The sequence below is a fragment of the Agrococcus sp. BE272 genome (genome assembly GCF_031457935.1).
GTDB classification, from domain to species: Bacteria; Actinomycetota; Actinomycetes; order Actinomycetales; family Microbacteriaceae; genus Agrococcus; species Agrococcus sediminis.
The window spans coordinates 17,169-32,958 of sequence record NZ_JAVDXL010000002.1 but is presented as its reverse complement, the minus strand read 5'-3'; the positions used below and the strand labels follow the sequence as shown (position 1 = coordinate 32,958).

Annotated in this window: 16 protein-coding genes and 1 tRNA gene; 8 read left to right on the top strand and 9 right to left on the bottom strand. The window is 72.6% G+C overall.

The window, feature by feature from the left end; genetic code table 11:
* Nucleotides 1-8: 8 nt before the first annotated feature.
* Complete coding sequence (locus tag J2X49_RS06505; RefSeq protein ID WP_128189583.1) at nt 9-1,406, bottom strand: MFS transporter; 1,398 nt, start codon at nt 1,404-1,406, stop codon at nt 9-11.
* A gap of 176 nt (nt 1,407-1,582) precedes the next feature.
* Between J2X49_RS06505 and J2X49_RS06500 the strand changes: the two genes are divergently transcribed.
* The 7 genes from J2X49_RS06500 (at nt 1,583) to J2X49_RS06470 (ending at nt 9,489) form a co-directional block, all read left to right on the top strand.
* Complete coding sequence (locus tag J2X49_RS06500) at nt 1,583-3,103, top strand: fumarylacetoacetate hydrolase family protein (RefSeq protein ID WP_310124084.1); 1,521 nt, start codon at nt 1,583-1,585, stop codon at nt 3,101-3,103.
* The gene (locus J2X49_RS06495; RefSeq protein WP_128189585.1) at nt 3,100-3,804 is read left to right on the top strand and encodes a GntR family transcriptional regulator; all 705 of its coding nucleotides are present in this window, start codon (nt 3,100-3,102) and stop codon (nt 3,802-3,804) included. Before J2X49_RS06500 ends, J2X49_RS06495 begins: the two co-directional genes overlap by 4 nt.
* Nucleotides 3,805-3,863: 59 nt before the next feature.
* Nucleotides 3,864-5,357 (top strand): 5-carboxymethyl-2-hydroxymuconate semialdehyde dehydrogenase, encoded by a 1,494-nt coding sequence (gene hpaE, locus J2X49_RS06490; protein WP_310124081.1) that lies wholly within the window; start codon nt 3,864-3,866, stop codon nt 5,355-5,357.
* A gap of 24 nt (nt 5,358-5,381) precedes the next feature.
* Nucleotides 5,382-6,476 carry a 3,4-dihydroxyphenylacetate 2,3-dioxygenase gene (hpaD, locus tag J2X49_RS06485; RefSeq protein ID WP_146356538.1) on the top strand — a complete coding sequence of 365 codons (1,095 nt, stop codon included), beginning with the start codon at nt 5,382-5,384 and terminating at the stop codon, nt 6,474-6,476.
* Complete coding sequence (locus tag J2X49_RS06480; protein WP_310124078.1) at nt 6,473-7,279, top strand: fumarylacetoacetate hydrolase family protein; 807 nt, start codon at nt 6,473-6,475, stop codon at nt 7,277-7,279. Before hpaD ends, J2X49_RS06480 begins: the two co-directional genes overlap by 4 nt.
* Nucleotides 7,276-8,073 (top strand): aldolase/citrate lyase family protein, encoded by a 798-nt coding sequence (locus tag J2X49_RS06475; RefSeq protein WP_310124076.1) that lies wholly within the window; start codon nt 7,276-7,278, stop codon nt 8,071-8,073. Before J2X49_RS06480 ends, J2X49_RS06475 begins: the two co-directional genes overlap by 4 nt.
* A gap of 99 nt (nt 8,074-8,172) precedes the next feature.
* Nucleotides 8,173-9,489 (top strand): YihY/virulence factor BrkB family protein, encoded by a 1,317-nt coding sequence (locus tag J2X49_RS06470; protein ID WP_310124074.1) that lies wholly within the window; start codon nt 8,173-8,175, stop codon nt 9,487-9,489.
* 9 nt (nt 9,490-9,498) lie between these two features.
* Here J2X49_RS06470 and J2X49_RS06465 read toward each other — a convergent pair whose 3' ends face one another.
* The 6 genes from J2X49_RS06465 to gltX all read right to left on the bottom strand — a co-directional run bounded on the left by J2X49_RS06465 (nt 9,499) and on the right by gltX (nt 13,953).
* Nucleotides 9,499-9,900: a hypothetical protein gene (locus J2X49_RS06465; RefSeq protein WP_146356520.1), complete on the bottom strand. Its 402-nt coding sequence runs from the start codon at nt 9,898-9,900 to the stop codon at nt 9,499-9,501.
* On the bottom strand, nt 9,897-10,298 hold the full coding sequence (locus J2X49_RS06460) for a DUF1304 domain-containing protein (RefSeq protein WP_310124073.1): 402 nt from the start codon (nt 10,296-10,298) through the stop codon (nt 9,897-9,899). Before J2X49_RS06460 ends, J2X49_RS06465 begins: the two co-directional genes overlap by 4 nt.
* 103 nt (nt 10,299-10,401) lie before the next feature.
* Nucleotides 10,402-10,473 (bottom strand) — tRNA-Gln (locus J2X49_RS06455).
* A gap of 86 nt (nt 10,474-10,559) precedes the next feature.
* Nucleotides 10,560-11,300 carry a hypothetical protein gene (locus J2X49_RS06450; protein ID WP_146356518.1) on the bottom strand — a complete coding sequence of 247 codons (741 nt, stop codon included), beginning with the start codon at nt 11,298-11,300 and terminating at the stop codon, nt 10,560-10,562.
* A gap of 251 nt (nt 11,301-11,551) precedes the next feature.
* A complete protein-coding gene (locus tag J2X49_RS06445) occupies nt 11,552-12,463 on the bottom strand; it encodes an NAD(P)/FAD-dependent oxidoreductase (protein ID WP_128189600.1) in 912 nt (303 codons plus the stop codon).
* Entirely contained in the window at nt 12,463-13,953 is a 1,491-nt protein-coding gene (gene gltX, locus J2X49_RS06440; protein ID WP_310124071.1) for a glutamate--tRNA ligase, read from the bottom strand. Before gltX ends, J2X49_RS06445 begins: the two co-directional genes overlap by 1 nt.
* A gap of 36 nt (nt 13,954-13,989) precedes the next feature.
* On the opposite strand from gltX, the gene J2X49_RS06435 reads away from it, so the two are divergent.
* On the top strand, nt 13,990-14,670 hold the full coding sequence (locus J2X49_RS06435; RefSeq protein ID WP_310124069.1) for a permease prefix domain 1-containing protein: 681 nt from the start codon (nt 13,990-13,992) through the stop codon (nt 14,668-14,670).
* Here J2X49_RS06435 and J2X49_RS06430 read toward each other — a convergent pair.
* Together J2X49_RS06430 and J2X49_RS06425 are read right to left on the bottom strand one after the other, a co-directional pair.
* The gene (locus J2X49_RS06430) at nt 14,639-14,965 is read right to left on the bottom strand and encodes a PadR family transcriptional regulator (RefSeq protein ID WP_128190269.1); all 327 of its coding nucleotides are present in this window, start codon (nt 14,963-14,965) and stop codon (nt 14,639-14,641) included. The two genes, J2X49_RS06435 and J2X49_RS06430, sit on opposite strands and share 32 nt — an antisense overlap.
* A gap of 126 nt (nt 14,966-15,091) precedes the next feature.
* The gene (locus tag J2X49_RS06425) at nt 15,092-15,787 is read right to left on the bottom strand and encodes a DUF937 domain-containing protein (RefSeq protein WP_310124066.1); all 696 of its coding nucleotides are present in this window, start codon (nt 15,785-15,787) and stop codon (nt 15,092-15,094) included.
* Nucleotides 15,788-15,790: the final 3 nt, after the last annotated feature.

Genomic DNA, 15,790 nt, shown 5'->3' with positions numbered 1-15,790 from the left:
GGCGCGGATCAGCGCGCGGCGGTCGCCTCGACGGTCTCGGGGTCGCCCGTGCGCCACGACTCCCACTTGCCGGAGTGCTCGAAGTCGATCGAGAGCGGGATGTCGTTGCGCTCGCGCAGCAGCACCGTGCCGATGACCGAGATGACCACCGTCACGAGCAGGTAGCCGACGATCGCCCACGTGGTGCCGGTCGCCTGCAGCAGCGCCTGCGCGATGGTCGGCGCGAAGGCGCCGCCGATGACCGCGCCGATCGCGTAGGCGATCGAGACGCCCGAGAAGCGCACCGAGGCCGGGAACGACTCGGCGTACCAGGCCGCCTGCGCGCCGTAGGTGAGACCGAGGCCCGCACCGAGCAGGATCGTGCCCATCGCGACGCCCCAGACGCCCTGCTCGACGAGGATGAAGAGCGGGATCGTCGTGATCGCGAGCACCGTCCAGCCGATGAGGTAGAGCTTCTTGCGGCCGATGCGGTCGGAGGCCCAGCCGGCGACGAACGTGAACACGAGCCACGAGAGCGAGCCGGCGAACGCCGCGAGCTGCACGCCCACCGGGTCGAAGCCGAGGCCCGGCGGGGTGCCGTCGACCGGGCGCGACGCGAGGCCCTGCACGAAGCCACCGGTCGTCATGTAGCCGATGGCGTTGTTGGCCATGAAGACCATCGCGCACAGCAGCACGACGAGGCCGTACTTCTTGAAGACCTGCACGATCGGCGCCGACTCCTGCTGCGCGGTCTCCTTGATCTCCTGGAACACCGGCGACTCGTCGACCGAGCGGCGCACCACGTAGCCGACGACGACCAGCAGGATCGAGATGAAGAACGGGATGCGCCAGCCGACCTCGAGGAACGCGTCGCCGGGGAACATGGCGCGGATCGCGGCGAGCACGCCCGTCGCGAGCAGCATGCCGAGCGGCACGCCCGCCTGCACGAAGGAGCCGAAGAGGCCGCGGCGGCCGCGCGGCGCGTGCTCGATGGCCATGAGCACCGCGCCGCCCCACTCGCCGCCCGCGGAGATGCCCTGCAGGATGCGGAGCAGGATGAGGAGGATCGGCGCGATCCAGCCGGCCTGCTCGAAGGTCGGCAGGGCGCCGACCAGGGTGGTCGCGACGCCCATGAGCAGCAGCGTCAGCACGAGCATCGGGCGCCGGCCGACCCTGTCGCCGAAGTGCCCGGCGAGGAAGGCGCCGAGCGGGCGGAAGAGGAACGAGATGCCGATGGTGATGAGCGAGAGGATCTGCATCATGCCCTCGCCGGCCGGCTGGAAGAACAGCTGCGCGAAGACGAGGTTCGCCATGAAGGCGTAGATGAAGAAGTCGTACCACTCGATGGTGGTGCCGACCACGACGGCGCCGAGGACCTTGTTGCGCTCCTTGGGCGACGTGTGCGGATGCGTCGTGCTGTGAGACACGCTGACTCCTTTGTCAGAGAGGTGGACCGCGAGGCGCGACCCGGGGGGACTGCCAGGAACATATACGATTTCATGCACGACGGTCAAGAGGGCGTCTCTCGGCCCTCCTGAGGAGCGGCTGAGCAGCCGAGCCCCGACCCTTGCACTTCAGATTCGGAATCGTATACGATGCCCGCATGGATGCATCGTCGCACCCCGCAGAGGGTGCCCCTCCCGCCGCCGCCGCCGAGGCGTGGCAGCTGCTCGGCGCCCGCCCCCACAAGGTGTTCGCGATGCACATCGGCTACCGCGCCCGCGCCGCGCAGAAGGGCCGCACGCCCGAGGCTCCCGGCTACTTCCTGAAGCCCGCGACCTCGCTCTCCACCGGCGGCGAGGCAGTGCTGCCCGCGGGTACGGAGATCTTCGGCTTCGAGGGCGAGATCGCCGTCGTCATCGGCCGCCACGCCCGCGCCGTGAGCGAGGCGGATGCGTGGGGCCACGTCGCCGCGGTCACGGCGGCGAACGACCTGGGCGTGTTCGACCTCCGGTGGGTCGACAAGGGCTCCAACCTGCGCTCGAAGGGCGGCGACGGCATGACGCCGATCGGCCCGGCGCTGCTGCCCGCCGAGCGGCTCGACCCCGCGGCGATCGAGGTGCGCACCTGGCTCGACGGCGAGCTCGTGCAGGAGGACTCCACCGCGACCCTCATCTTCTCGCTGCCGCAGATCGTCAGCGACCTCTCGCAGCTCATCACCCTCGAGCCGGGCGACGTGATCCTCACGGGCACGCCCGCGGGCGCATCCACCCTCTCCCCCGGGCAGACCGTCGAGGTCGAGGTGACCGCCGCCGCGCTCGACGGCGAGCGACTGTCGACCGGCAGGCTCGCCACGACCGTGCGGGTCGGCGACCAGGCGCTCCCGCCGTACTCGGCGCAGCCGAAGCCGACGCCCGAGCAGTGGGCCGACGCATCCGGCCGCCCGATCGACGAGTTCCAGCAGGCCGAGGCGCCCGTGCTCGACGACGAGCTGCGCGCGCAGCTGACGAGCGTCGCGCTCGCGACGCTCTCGTCGGGCCTGCGCAAGCGCGGCCTCAACAACGTCTCGATCGACGGCCTGCGCTCGACGCAGCCCGGCAGCCGCATCGTCGGCACCGCGCGCACGCTGCGCTACGTGCCCAACCGCGAGGATCTCTTCACGACACACGGCGGCGGCTACAACGCGCAGAAGCGGCTGTTCGACTCGCTGCGCCCGGGCGACGTCGTCGTCATCGAGGCGCGCGGCGACAACCGCTCGGGCACGCTCGGCGACATCCTGGCGCTGCGCGCCCGGCACCTCGGCGCGGCCGGCCTCGTCACCGACGGCGGCGTGCGCGACCTCGACGTCGTCACCGAGATCGGCGTGCCGACCTACCACGCGGGCGGCCACCCGGCCGTGCTCGGCCGGCTCCACGTGCCGTGGTCGCACGACGAGACGATCGCGTGCGGCGGCGCCACCGTGCAGCCCGGCGACATCATCGTCGGCGACGGCGACGGCGTGCTCGTCATCCCGCCCTCGCTCGCGCGCGAGCTCGCCGCCGAGGCGATCGCGCAGGAGCGCGAGGAGGAGTTCATCGCCGCGCAGGTCGACGCCGGCCACCCCGTCGACGGGCTCTTCCCGATGAACGCCGAGTGGCGCGCGAAGTACGAGGCGCACGTCGCCCGGCAGGGGGCGGCCGAGTGACCGGGCCGCGCGCCCGCGCCGCGGCGCTCGCCGAGGCGGGCGGCACCGCCGCGCCCTCGAAGTCGCAGCGCGCCTACCAGCTGCTGCACGACCGCATCGTCGACGGCACCTACTCCCCCGGCTACAGGCTCGTGCTCGACGCGATCGGCCGCGAGCTCGACATGAGCGTCGTGCCCGTGCGCGAGGCGATCCGCAGGCTCGAGGCGGAGGGGCTCGTCACCTTCGAGCGCAACATCGGCGCGCGCGTGGCCGAGATCGACGAGCTCGAGTACCACGACACGATGGAGACGCTCTCGTTCGTCGAGGGCGCCGCGATCATGCTCGCCGCCGGCCTCTACTCGAAGCGCGACGTCGACGAGGCGCGCGCCATCAACGCGCAGCTGCGCGAGTCGCTCGCCGGCTTCGACCCGGTGCAGTTCACCGCGCTCAACGAGGCCTTCCACCGCCGCCTCTCGGACGTCTGCCCCAACGAGGTGCTCGGCGACGTGATCGACACCTGCTGGAAGCGGCTCGCGCGGCTGCGCCAGTCCACCTTCTCGTTCGTGCCGAGCCGCGCCGTCTCGTCGGTCGACGAGCACGAGGCGATCCTCGCCCTCATCGAGGAGGGCGCCGATCCGCGCCGCATCGAGCTCGCCGTGCGCGCCCACCGCCTCGCCACCCCCGACGCGTACCTCCAGCGCATCCACCCGAACCAGGACTGACCGACCGCCGAGCCGCATCGCGGCACCGGCCCCACGACCCGAACGAACGGAGCCCCACCATGGCCACCCAGCCCGCAGGCATCCCCGAGCTCATCCCCCACTACATCGACGGCGCGCGGGTGCCCTCCGTCGACGGCGAGACGTTCGGCGTGCTGAACCCGGTCACCAACGAGGACTACACCGTCGCCGCGTCGGGCAAGCAGGCCGACATCGACCTGGCCGTCGCCGCCGCTACGCGCGCCTTCGAGGAGGGGCCCTGGCCGCGCATGAAGAACCGCGAGCGCGCGCGCATCCTCAGCCGCATCGCCGACATCGTCGAGTCGCGCGACCAGGAGCTCGCGCAGTTCGAGTCGTGGGACTCGGGCCTGCCCATCACGCAGGCCCGCGGCCAGGCGCAGCGCGCCGCCGAGAACTTCCGCTTCTTCGCCGACCTCATCGTCGCCGGCCGCGACGACGCCTACAAGGTGCCCGGCAGCCAGGTGAACTACGTCAACCGCAAGCCCAAGGGCGTCGCGGGGCTCATCACCCCGTGGAACACCCCGTTCATGCTCGAGTCGTGGAAGCTCGGCCCCGCGCTCGCCTCCGGCTGCACCGTGGTGCTGAAGCCCGCCGAGTTCACGCCCCTGTCGGCGTCGCTCTGGGCCGGCATCTTCGAGGAGGCCGAGCTGCCGAAGGGCGTGTTCAACCTCGTCAACGGCTTCGGCGAGACCGCCGGCGACGCGCTCGTGAAGCACCCGGGCGTGCCGCTCATCTCCTTCACGGGCGAGAGCAGCACCGGCCAGCTCATCTTCGGCAACTCGGCGCCGCACCTCAAGGCGCTCTCGATGGAGCTCGGCGGCAAGAGCCCGGCCGTCGTCTTCGCCGACGCCGACCTCGACGCCGCGATCGACTCGACCCTGTTCGGCGTCTTCTCGCTCAACGGCGAGCGCTGCACCGCCGGCAGCCGCATCCTCGTCGAGCGCTCGATCTACGACGAGTTCGTCGAGCGCTACGCGGCGCGGGCCAAGAACATCGTCGTCGGCGACCCGGGCGACCCCACGACCGAGGTCGGCGCGCTCGTGCATCCCGAGCACTTCGACAAGGTCATGTCGTACGTCGAGATCGGCAAGCAGGAGGGCCGGCTCGTCGCCGGCGGCGGCCGCCCCGAGGCCTTCCCCGAGGGCAACTTCGTCGCGCCGACGGTGTTCGTCGACGTGGCGCCGGATGCGCGCATCTTCCAGGAGGAGATCTTCGGCCCGGTCGTCGCGATCACGCCGTTCGACTCCGACGAGGAGGCGCTCGAGCTCGCGAACAACACGAAGTACGGTCTCGCCGCCTACATCTGGACGCGCGACCTGCAGCGCGCGCACCTCTTCGCGCAGGACGTCGAGGCCGGCATGGTGTGGCTCAACAGCCACAACGTGCGCGACCTCCGCAGCCCCTTCGGCGGCGTGAAGGCCTCGGGCCTCGGGCACGAGGGCGGCTACCGCTCGCTCGACTTCTACAGCGACCAGCAGGCCGTGCACATCACGCTCGGCGACGTCCACACCGCCCGCTTCGGCGCATCCGCCTGACCCCGACTGCGAAGGAGCAGCACCATGAACGAGATCCCCAAGCCCTCCGTGCCCGCGCCCGACATCATCCGCTGCGCGGCGATGGACCTGGTCGTCACCGACCTCGCCGCCAGCCGCGCCTTCTACGTCGACGTGCTTGGCCTGCACGTGACCGAGGAGGACGACGAGGCGATCTACCTGCGGTCGTTCGAGGAGTTCATCCACCACAACCTCGTGCTGCGGAAGGGCCCCGTCGCGGCCGTCGCCGCCTTCGCCTACCGCGTGCGCACCCCCGAGGACGTCGACGCCGCCGAGGCCTACTACCAGGAGCTCGGCTGCCGCACGGAGCGCCGGCGCGACGGCTTCCAGAAGGGCTTCGGCGACAGCGTGCGCGTCGAGGACCCGCTCGGCTTCCCCTACGAGTTCTTCCACGCGACCGAGCACGCCGAGCGCCTGCACCAGCGCTACGACCTCATCTCGGCGGGCGAGCTCGTGCGCCTCGACCACTTCAACCAGGTCACCCCCGACGTGCCGCGCGGCCGAAAGTACCTCGAGGACCTCGGCTTCCGCGTCACCGAGGACATCCAGGACGACCAGGGCGTCACCTACGCGGCGTGGATGCACCGCAAGGGCACCGTGCACGACACGGCGCTCACCGGCGGCAACGGCCCGCGCATGCACCACATCGCCTTCTCGACGCACGAGAAGCACAACATCATCCAGATCTGCGACAAGCTCGGCGCGCTGCGGATGTCCGACCACATCGAGCGCGGACCGGGCCGGCACGGCGTCTCGAACGCGTTCTACCTCTACATCACCGACCCCGACGGCCACCGCGTCGAGATCTACACGCAGGACTACTGGACGGGCGACCCCGACAACCCCGTCATCACGTGGGACGTGCACGACAACCAGCGCCGCGACTGGTGGGGCAACCCCGTCGTGCCCTCCTGGTACACCGAGGCGTCGCCCGTGCTCGACCTCGACGGCAACGTGGTCGAGGTCGTCGAGCGCACCGACTCCAGCGAGATGGAGGTGACGATCGGCGCCGACGGCTTCTCGTACACCCGCGAGGGCGACGACGACGGCACCTACCGCGGGCAGGCGTCGAAGGGCTTCAAGATCGGCAACCAGCTGTGACGAGCGCGCCCGGACGGGGCCTCGACGACGCGACCGTCGAGCGGATCGCAGACGAGCTCGCCGAGGCCACCCGCTCGCGCGGCACGATCGAGCGGATCTCGACGCGGTTCCCCGAGGCGACGATCGAGGACTCCTACGCGGTGCAGCGCATCTGGCGCGCGCGCCGCGAGGAGGCCGGCGCGCGGCTCGTCGGGCGCAAGATCGGCCTGACGAGCAAGGCGATGCAGTTCGCCACCGGCATCACCGAGCCCGACTACGGCGTGATCTTCGCCGACCAGGCGCTCCGCTCGGGCGAGACCGTCGAGCACGCGCAGTGGTCGAACGTGCGCGTCGAGGTCGAGCTGGCCTTCGTGCTGAAGGCGCCGCTCGAGGGCGAGGGCCTCTCGGTCGACCAGGTGCTCGACGCCACCGAGGTCGTCGTGCCGGCGCTCGAGATCCTCGACTCGCACATCGAGCTCGAGGGCCGCACGATCGTCGACACGATCAGCGACAACGCGGCGCTCGGCGCGATCGTCGTCGGCGACGTCGAGATCGGCCCGCGCGACCGCGACCTGTCGTGGGTCGGCGCGCTCTGCCTCGTGAACGACGAGATCATCGAGACCGGCGTCTCCGGCGGCGTGCTCGGCAACCCGGCGCACGGCGTCGCGTGGCTCGCGGGCAAGCTCGCGCAGCACGGCGACCGCCTCGAGGCGGGCGAGCTCATCCTCGCCGGCTCCTTCACGCGCCCCGTGTGGGTGCAGCCCGGCGACCGCGTGCGCGTCGAGTACCAGGACATGGGCACCGTGGAGGTGGCGTTCCGATGACGACCTTCCGCGACGCCCTCGCCCGGGCCGAGGCTCCGCTCGTCGGCCTGTGGAACGCATCCGGCAGCGCCGTCGCCGCCGAGATCATGGCCGGATCCGGCGCCGACCTGCTGCTCGTCGACGGCGAGCACGGCCCCATCTCGATCTCGGAGATGCTGCCCATCCTGCAGGCCGCCGCCGCCTACCCGGTGACGACGATCGTGCGCGTGCCCTGGAACGACCCGGTGATCATCAAGCAGGTGCTCGACCTCGGCGCCGAGAACGTGCTCGTGCCGATGGTCTCGACCGCCGACCACGCGCGCGCGGCCGTGCGCGCCGCCCGCTACCCGGGCGGCGACGGCGAGCGCGAGGGCGCCCGCGGCATCGGCTCGGCGCTCGCGCGCTCGTCGCGCTGGGGGCGCATCCCCGGCTACGTAGGCGCCGCCGACGACCACGTGTCGGTGACGGTGCAGATCGAGACGGCGGATGGGGTGGCGAACGCCGCCGAGATCGCCGCGGTCGACGGCGTGGACGCGGTCTTCATCGGGCCGGCCGACCTCGCAGGCTCGATGGGCCTGCCCGGCCGGGCCTCCGACTCCGCCGTGGTGGCGGCGGTCGAGGCGACGATCGACGCGGTGCGCTCGGTCGGGAAGCCCGTGGGCGTCAACACCTTCGCCGAGGCCGACGCCGACCGGTGCATCTCGCGCGGCGCCGCGTTCGTCTTCGTCGCCGCCGACGTGACGCTCATGGCGCGCGGCTCGGAGGCGGCCGTCGCGCGGCTGAAGCGCGCGGAGCGCGAGACCGACGCCTACTGAGGGGCGCGGGAGCCCGGATCTCCCAGGTGCGGCCGCCGCGGATTGGGGTACAGTTCTGGCCCATCAGCAGCGGTGCACCGCCGGCGAGAGGACTCCCCCGTGACGACCAGAGACCCCATCGACGCGACGCTCGACGCGGCCGACGCCCCCGCGCCCGACCACGACGCGAAGCCCGACGCCCCGCCCAAGCTCCAGGGCGCGAGCTGGAAGTACGCGCTGAAGCGCGCCCTCAAGGAGTTCGGCAGCGACGGCGGCACCGACCTCGCCGCGATGCTGACGTACTACATGGTGCTGTCGCTCGCGCCGGGCCTCCTCGCCGTCTTCTCGATCATCTCGCTCGTGCTCGCCAACAACGCGTCGACCGTCACGGGCATCGTCGACGACGCCGTGCGGCAGGTGCCCGAGGACTACCGGGATCTCGTCGTCAACCTCGTCGAGACGATGACGGACTCGGCGGCCGGCGGCGTGATCGCGCTCATCATCGGTATCGCGACAGCCGTGTGGTCGGCATCCGCGTACGTCAAGGCGTTCTCGCGCTGCATGAACATCGTCTACGGCATCGAGGAGGGCCGCGGCTTCATCAAGCAGACGGCGACGATGCTGCTGATCACCGTCGCGCTGCTCGTGGGCGTGGTGGTCATCCTCGTGTCGCTCGCCGTCAACGACGCGCTGGTGACGGGCGTGCTCGGCCCCATCGCCGAGCCGCTCGGGCTCGGCGGCTTCCTCGCGTTCATGACGCAGACCTTCCTGCCGATCTGGGCGTGGGTGAAGTGGCCCGTGATCCTCGCGCTCGTGATCGCGATGATCGCCCTGCTCTACTACCTGGCCCCCAACCTGCAGCAGCCGAAGTTCACGTGGGTCAGCATCGGCTCGGTCGTCGCGATCATCGGCATCGCGCTCGCCTCCGTGGCGCTCGGGCTCTACTTCACGTTCGCCTCGGGCTACAGCTCCTACGGCGCGATCGGCACCGTCATGGCGCTGCTGTTCGCCCTCTGGGTCTTCAACATCGTGCTGCTGCTCGGCGCCGAGGTCGACGCCGAGGTCGAGCGCGCCCGCCAGCTGCAGGCGGGCATCGAGGCGGAGTCGGCCATCCAGCTGCCGCCGCGCGGCGTGAAGAAGGTCGAGAAGAAGGCCGAGGCGCGCGACCGGCTCGAGGCCGAGGGCCGCGAGCTGCGCGAGCAGCACAGCGACGCGGACGTGGAGCACGACGGCGCGGGAGCCGCGGCCGACCGGCACGAGGCGGCGGATGCGTCGCGGGGGTCGGGCCAGGACGCCTCCGGCGAGCACGCGGGGGCGAGCGCAGCGGAGCGGCCAGCCGCCGCGCGCGGCGACCGCGGCCGCCGGCGCGGCAGCGGCATCGTGCGGCGGCTGCGACGCGCCCTCGGTCGCCGTCGCGGCAGCCGCGGCAGCCGCTGACGGCGGCCGTCAGCGGCGCGGCGCGCGCGTCGCCCAGAGCGCCCAGGCGATGAGCACCGGCTGGAGGAAGAGGCGGCCGAAGCGGCGCTCGTCGGTGTCGAGCCCGAAGGCGTCGCGGCGGTGGATCCACTGCGAGAGGTTGCCCGGGAAGATGGCCGTGAAGAACGCGGCGGCCACGCGGCCGACGAGCGGCCGGTGCCGCTCGGGCGCGAAGGCGATGGCGCTGCCGAGCGCGACCTCGACGACGCCGGATGCCAGCACGACGCCGTCCTCGTCGAGCGGCGACAGGTCGACGACCGTGTCGGGCACCTGCGCGCGGAAGTCGCGGCGCGCGAACGTCAGGTGGCTGACGCCGGCGAGGATGAGCGCGCCGCCGAGGGCGACGCGGGCCGCGGCGCGGACGGCGCTCATGACGCCACCTGCCCGAGCGCGATGAGGCCGGTCACGACCGCGATGGCCGGGAAGAAGCCCTGCACCACCGCCGCGCGGCCCTTCGTGCGGTCGGAGATCACGAGGTAGAGGGCGGCGGCGAGCATGATGCCCGTCGACGCCAGCAGCATCGCGAGCCCCGCGCCTCGGGCGCCGGCCACGAGCGTGATGATGCCCGCGAGGGCGGCGATGCCGAGCAGCAGGTTGTAGACGCCCTGGTTGGCGGCGAGCTGCTTCGTGGCCGCCGCCTGCTCGGGGCTCGTGCCGAACACTCGCCGCGTGCCCGGCTCCTCCCAGCGCAGCGTCTCGAGCACGAAGATGTAGCCGTGCACGGCGGCCGCCAATGCGGCGGCGATGCAGGCGATGACGGCGAGGTCCATGGGCCGCAGTCTAGGCGCGGGAGCCGCTCGCGGGCCGAGCGCGACGGGCCGGGAATGCGCCCGGACAAGCGAGAAGCCCCCGCGTCGCGGGGGCTTCGAAGTGCTGGGGTACCTGGACTCGAACCAAGAACAAAGGTACCAGAAACCTCCGTGTTGCCAATTACACCATACCCCAATGGCCGCATGCCGAGGCGGGCGAGCCAAGAGACGAGCATAGCAACTCGGCGCCCTCCGCGCGAATCGTGGCGCCCGCCGGCCGCCTCAGTCAGCGGTGCGGGAGACGTCGATCGCGTAGCTGAGCACGCACATCCCGTCGCCCGAGCAGGACACCAGCCCGCTCACCGGCATGCCCATCGCGTCGCCCGCGGGGATCGCCCACTCGGTGGCCTGCCCGGTGCGCACGGCGTCGGCGACCTCCTCGGTGAAGGCGGTGATCTCGGCGTCGTCGACCGGCCAGCCGAAGGCTGCCGCGCCCGACTCGACCGCGCGCATCGCCGACGGGAACTCGGCCCAGCCGACCGGCGAGCGTGCCATGTCGAAGCGCACGACCTCGCCGCCGGACGTGGTGGCCGTCACCGACGACATCATCTCGGTGAAGTAGCCCTGCCCCTCGATGCCGCCGCCCTGGCCGCGGTAGAAGGTGGTGTCGAGGAAGCCGTACCCGGGCGCGATGACCGCTTGCGCGTCGGGCCCCATCGAGAGCTCCTCGGCCGCGATCGGCAGGCTCGCGAGGTTGAGCGTGACGACCTGGTACTGCACGGCGTACGACGTGCCGGCCTCGCCGAACTGCGTGGTGTTGTTGGCCGAGACCTCCTCGGCCGTCGCCTCGCGGGGCTCGCCGAGGCCGCCTGCGAGCAGCTGCTGCGTGAACCAGAAGAGCCCGCCGATGAGCAGCACGCCGACGATCGGCAGCAGCCAGGTGAGCACGCGCTTGCGGCGCGCCTTGCGCTCGGGCGCCGAGAGCGTGCGCTGCGTCTTCGGCCGGTCGTCGATGAGCGTCATGGCTGTGCCTCCTCCGCGGGGTGACCGCGTGCGCAGACCAGGCTACAGCGGGGGGCTGACATCTCGATACGGCCCTTCGGGCCTACTCGATGAGCGGGGAGGGGACGGCCCTTCGGGCCTGCTCGATGAGCGGGGAGGGGACGGCCCCTCGGGCCTGCTCGATGAGCGGGGGCTGACATCTCGATACGGCCCTTCGGGCCTACTCGATGAGCGGGAGGGGGGCTACTCGATGAGCGAGGGGGCGGGGAGGGTCAGCGGTCGCGCGCGATGAGGTCGCGGTTGATGACCGAGGCCGCGATGGTGCCGGCACCGGCCGCGACCGCGAGCTGCCGGAAGCCGGGCGTGATGTCGCCCGCCGCGTAGACGCCCTCGACCGAGGCGCGCTGCGCGCGGTCGACGAGCACGAGCCCGTCCTCGTCCGTCTCGAGGCCGAGCGGCTCGGCGAACTCGAGCTGCGGGTGCCACCACGGGCGCACGAAGCCGCCCGTGCGCTCGCTCCGCGCGCCGTCCTCGAGCACGATCGCGCGCATCCCGTCGCGGTCGCCCTCGATCGCGGCGATCGGCGTGCGCACGAGGGCGACCCCGTGCGCGGCCAGGCGCTCCTCGCCCGCCGCGTCGACCGCATCCGACCCGTTCGTGAAGACGGCGAGGTCGTCGGTGTGGCGGCGGATGACCATGGCGCGGTCGACGAGGTCGTCGGTCTCGCCGATGAGGGCGAGCGCCTGCCCGCGCTTGTCGTAGCCGTCGCAGTCCATGCAGGAGTGGAGGCTCGTGCCGTACCAGGGGCGCACGTGGTGCGAGGCGGGCAGCGTCTCGCTCAGGCCCGTCGCGATGAGCACCGCGGCGGCTCGCGTCTCGCTCTCGGCCCGCGAGCCTGCCTGCTCGGCCTGCACCGCGAATCCGTCGTCGACCGCGACGACCTGCCGCACGAGCGTGCGCTCGTAGGCGACCGTCGGGTAGCGCAGCACCTCGTCGCGGCCGAGCGTGCGCAGCTCGAGCGGCGAGACGCCGTCGCGGGTGACGAAGCCGTGCGACTGCAGCGTCGCCGCGTGCCGGGGCCGGTTGGAGTCGAGCAGGGCCACCGAGCGCTGCTGGCGCGCCAGGTTGAGCGACGCCGCGAGCCCCGCGGGGCCGGCGCCGATGACGACGACGTCGACGTCCATCAGACCCTCGCGGCCAGCCGCTCGATGCGGGCGAGCGACGCCTCGCGGCCGAGCAGCTCGAGCGACTCGAACAGCGGCGGCGAGATGCGGCGGCCGGTGACGGCGACGCGCAGCGGCGTGAAGGCGAAGCGCGGCTTGATGCCGAGGCCCTCGACGAGCACCTCGCGCAGCACCCGCTCGATGCTCGCGGCGTCGAACGACTCGAGCTCCTCGAGCGCACGGCGCGAGGCCTCGAGCACGGCGTGCGCGTCGTCGCCGAGGCTCGCGACCGCGTCGGAGTCGTGGTGGATGTCTTCGGTGTCGAGGAAGAGGAAGCCCAGCATGTCCTCGGCCTGGCCGATGAGCTGCATGCGCTCCTGCACGAGCGGCGCCGCCTGCGCGAGCACCGCGCGCTGCTCGTCGCTCGGCGGGCCGTCGAAGATGCGGCCGAGGTAGGGCTCGAGGCGCGCCGCGAAGTCGTCGGCGGCGAGCATGCGCACGTGGTCGCCGTTGATCGACTCGGCCTTCTTCGGGTCGAAGCGCGACGGGTTGGGGTTGACGTCCTCGACGTCGAACGCGGCGATCAGCTCGTCGCGCGTGAAGACGTCGCGGTCGGGCGCGATCGACCAGCCGAGCAGCGCGAGGTAGTTGAGCAGCCCCTCGGGGATGAAGCCGGCCTCGCGCAGCAGGAAGAGGTTGGACTGCGGGTCGCGCTTCGAGAGCTTCTTGCTGCCCTCGCCCATGACGTACGGCAGGTGGCCGAAGCGCGGGATGGCGGATGCGACGCCGATCTCGGCGAGGGCGCGGTACAGCGCGATCTGCCGCGGCGTCGACGAGAGCAGGTCCTCGCCGCGCAGCACGTGCGTGACGCCCATGAGCGCGTCGTCGACGGGGTTGACGAACGTGTAGAGCGGCGCGCCGTTCGGACGCACCACGACGAAGTCGGAGAAGGAGCCGGCGGGGAACGTGATCTCGCCGCGCACGAGGTCGTCGAACGAGAGGTCCTCGTCGGGCACCCGCAGGCGCAGGCTCGGCTGGCGGCCGGCGTCGCGGTGCGCCTGGCGCTCCTCGCTCGTCAGGTCGCGCTCGAAGTTGTCGTAGCCCTGCCGCGGGTCGCGGCCGAGGTCGATGTTGCGCGCCTCGATCTCCTCGGCGGTCGCGAACGACTCGTAGAGGTGCCCCGACTCCTTCAGGCGCTCGATGAGCTCGGCGTAGATCTCGCCGCGCTGCGACTGCCGGTAGGGCGCGTTCGGGCCGCCGGTCTCGACGCCCTCGTCCCAGTCGATGCCGAGCCAGCGCATCGCCTCGAGCAGCTGCTCGTACGACTCCTGGCTGTCGCGCGCCGCGTCGGTGTCCTCGATGCGGAACACCATCTTGCCGCCGTGGTGGCGCGCGTACGCCCAGTTGAACAGCGCTGTGCGGATGAGCCCGACGTGCGGGGTGCCGGTGGGCGAGGGGCAGAAGCGGACGACGACATCGCCGCCCGTCGCCGTCGAGAAGGGGACGCTCATGATGGCTCCATCCTAGGCGTGGGAGACTGGAGGGCGATGCCCAGCCCCGACCCTGTCGCCGACCTCGTCGGCCGTCTCGAGCGCGCCGTGGTCGCGTCCGGCAGGCGGCGCCGCGAGGTCGCGCGCGAGATCGAGGGCGACCTGCGGGAAGCCGTCGCCGCGCGCGTCGAGGCGGGCGCGCCCGAGCCGCTCGCCGCATCCGCCGTGGTCGCCGAGTTCGGCGACCCGCGCGCCATCGCCGTCGAGCTCTCGACCGAGCTGCTCGCCGACCGCGGCCGCCGCTTCGCCCCGCGTGCGGCGCTCGCCGCCGCGACGCTGCTCGTGGTGTGGTTCGTCGGCATGACCGCCCTCGCGGCGGTGCCCGGGTTCCGGGTGCCGGTCGAGGACGGCTGGATGCTCCAGGTCTCGCGGGCGCTCGACGCCGCGGGACCGATCGTGGCGGCAGCCGCCGCCGCCGGCTGGCTCGCGATCCGGCGCTCGGGCTCGCTCGCCGCGCTCGTGGCCGTGGCCGGCCTGCAGCTCGCGTTCGCCGTCGCGCTCGTCGCGGGCGCGGTCGCGATGGCGGCGACGATCGCCGTGCCGGCCGCCGGTGCCGGCATCCTCGCGGCCCTGCTGGTCACGACGCTCGTGCTCGGCTCGGCGCTCGCGGTCGCCGCGGCCGCGCTGCTCGTGCGCTGGGGCGCCGTCAGGCTCGCGCCGCGCCGAGCACGCTCGTGATGATCGAGGCCGTCGCGGTCCACTCGGTGCGCTGCGCCTCGAGCTCGCTCGTGCCCGCAGGCGTCAGCCGGTAGACCCGCTTCGAGCGCCCGCTCGACTCCCACTCCCCCTCGATGAGGCCGCGGCGCTCGAGCCGCTTCAGCGCCGGGTAGACGGTGCCGCTCGGGAAGTCGAGCGCGCCGCCGGAGCGGTCGCGGATGCGCTCGATCGCGCCGTAGCCGTGCACCGGCCCGTCGGCGAGCACCGACAGCAGCATCGCGTCGACGTGGCCGCGGAGCGCGTCAGGGGAAGCCATGCGTGCAGTCTAGCCGTTGCCTGCCTGCATATGCAGACAGCCTGCACCCCGTCGAGCTTCCCTCAAGCGCGGGTCTCGCCGCGGAGGAAGGGGAAGCTCGACGGAGCCGGCCTGGCGCGGGCAGGGTCAGCCGCGGCGACCGCCGCCGAGCAGGCCGCCGAGGATGTCGCCGAGCGGGCCGAGCGGGCCGCCGCTCGAGCCGCCCTCCCGGCTGGAGCCGCCGCCCAGGATGCCGCCGAGCAGGTCGTCGAGGCCGAGGCCGCCGCCCTGGCCCTGCTGGCCCGGCTGCTGGCCGGGCGCGGGCGCCGGGGTCTGCGTCTGCGGCACCTGCACCTTCTGCTCGGCGCCCGCCGAGCCCCGGTCGAAGGGCGAGTCGAAGCCGCCGCCCGGCGCCTCGGCGCGCTCGGGCGCCTGCGGCGCCGCCCCGCCCCGCTGGCCGAGGAACCGGTTCGCGATCCACGCGAGCACGATGGGCGCGACGATCGGCAGGATCTTCTGGATGATGCCGCCGAGCGCACCGCCGCCGCCGGCCGCGCGCGCGATCTGGTCGGTGTTGTCGCCGAAGACGTTGTGGACGATCTTCTCGCCGTCGGCGGTGTCGATGTCGCCCGCGAGGCGCTCGTCGAGGTGGCCGGCGTGCGCGCCGAGCGCGCCCGCGAGCGACTGGGCACCTGCCGGGTCGTGCGCGTTCGCCTGCATCCCGCCCACCAGGGTCGGCACGATGGCCTCGACCGCCTGCCTCGCCTCGGCCTCGCTGACGCCCGCGCGCTGCGCGATCTGCTGGATCGGCATCTGGCCGAGCAGCTGCTGGATCTCCGACATGGC

Coding starts and splice junctions, on each gene's coding strand:
- J2X49_RS06445 (WP_128189600.1), bottom strand. CDS start 12,463: ATGGACGTCGACGTCGTCGTCATCGGCGCCGGCCCCGCGGGGCTCGCG.
- J2X49_RS06460 (WP_310124073.1), bottom strand. CDS start 10,298: ATGGACCTCGCCGTCATCGCCTGCATCGCCGCCGCATTGGCGGCCGCC.
- J2X49_RS06475 (WP_310124076.1), top strand. CDS start 7,276: ATGACGACCTTCCGCGACGCCCTCGCCCGGGCCGAGGCTCCGCTCGTC.
- hpaD (WP_146356538.1), top strand. CDS start 5,382: ATGAACGAGATCCCCAAGCCCTCCGTGCCCGCGCCCGACATCATCCGC.
- J2X49_RS06430 (WP_128190269.1), bottom strand. CDS start 14,965: ATGGCTTCCCCTGACGCGCTCCGCGGCCACGTCGACGCGATGCTGCTG.
- hpaE (WP_310124081.1), top strand. CDS start 3,864: ATGGCCACCCAGCCCGCAGGCATCCCCGAGCTCATCCCCCACTACATC.
- J2X49_RS06465 (WP_146356520.1), bottom strand. CDS start 9,900: ATGAGCGCCGTCCGCGCCGCGGCCCGCGTCGCCCTCGGCGGCGCGCTC.
- J2X49_RS06500 (WP_310124084.1), top strand. CDS start 1,583: ATGGATGCATCGTCGCACCCCGCAGAGGGTGCCCCTCCCGCCGCCGCC.
- gltX (WP_310124071.1), bottom strand. CDS start 13,953: ATGAGCGTCCCCTTCTCGACGGCGACGGGCGGCGATGTCGTCGTCCGC.
- J2X49_RS06450 (WP_146356518.1), bottom strand. CDS start 11,300: ATGACGCTCATCGACGACCGGCCGAAGACGCAGCGCACGCTCTCGGCG.
- J2X49_RS06435 (WP_310124069.1), top strand. CDS start 13,990: ATGCCCAGCCCCGACCCTGTCGCCGACCTCGTCGGCCGTCTCGAGCGC.
- J2X49_RS06425 (WP_310124066.1), bottom strand. CDS start 15,787: ATGTCGGAGATCCAGCAGCTGCTCGGCCAGATGCCGATCCAGCAGATC.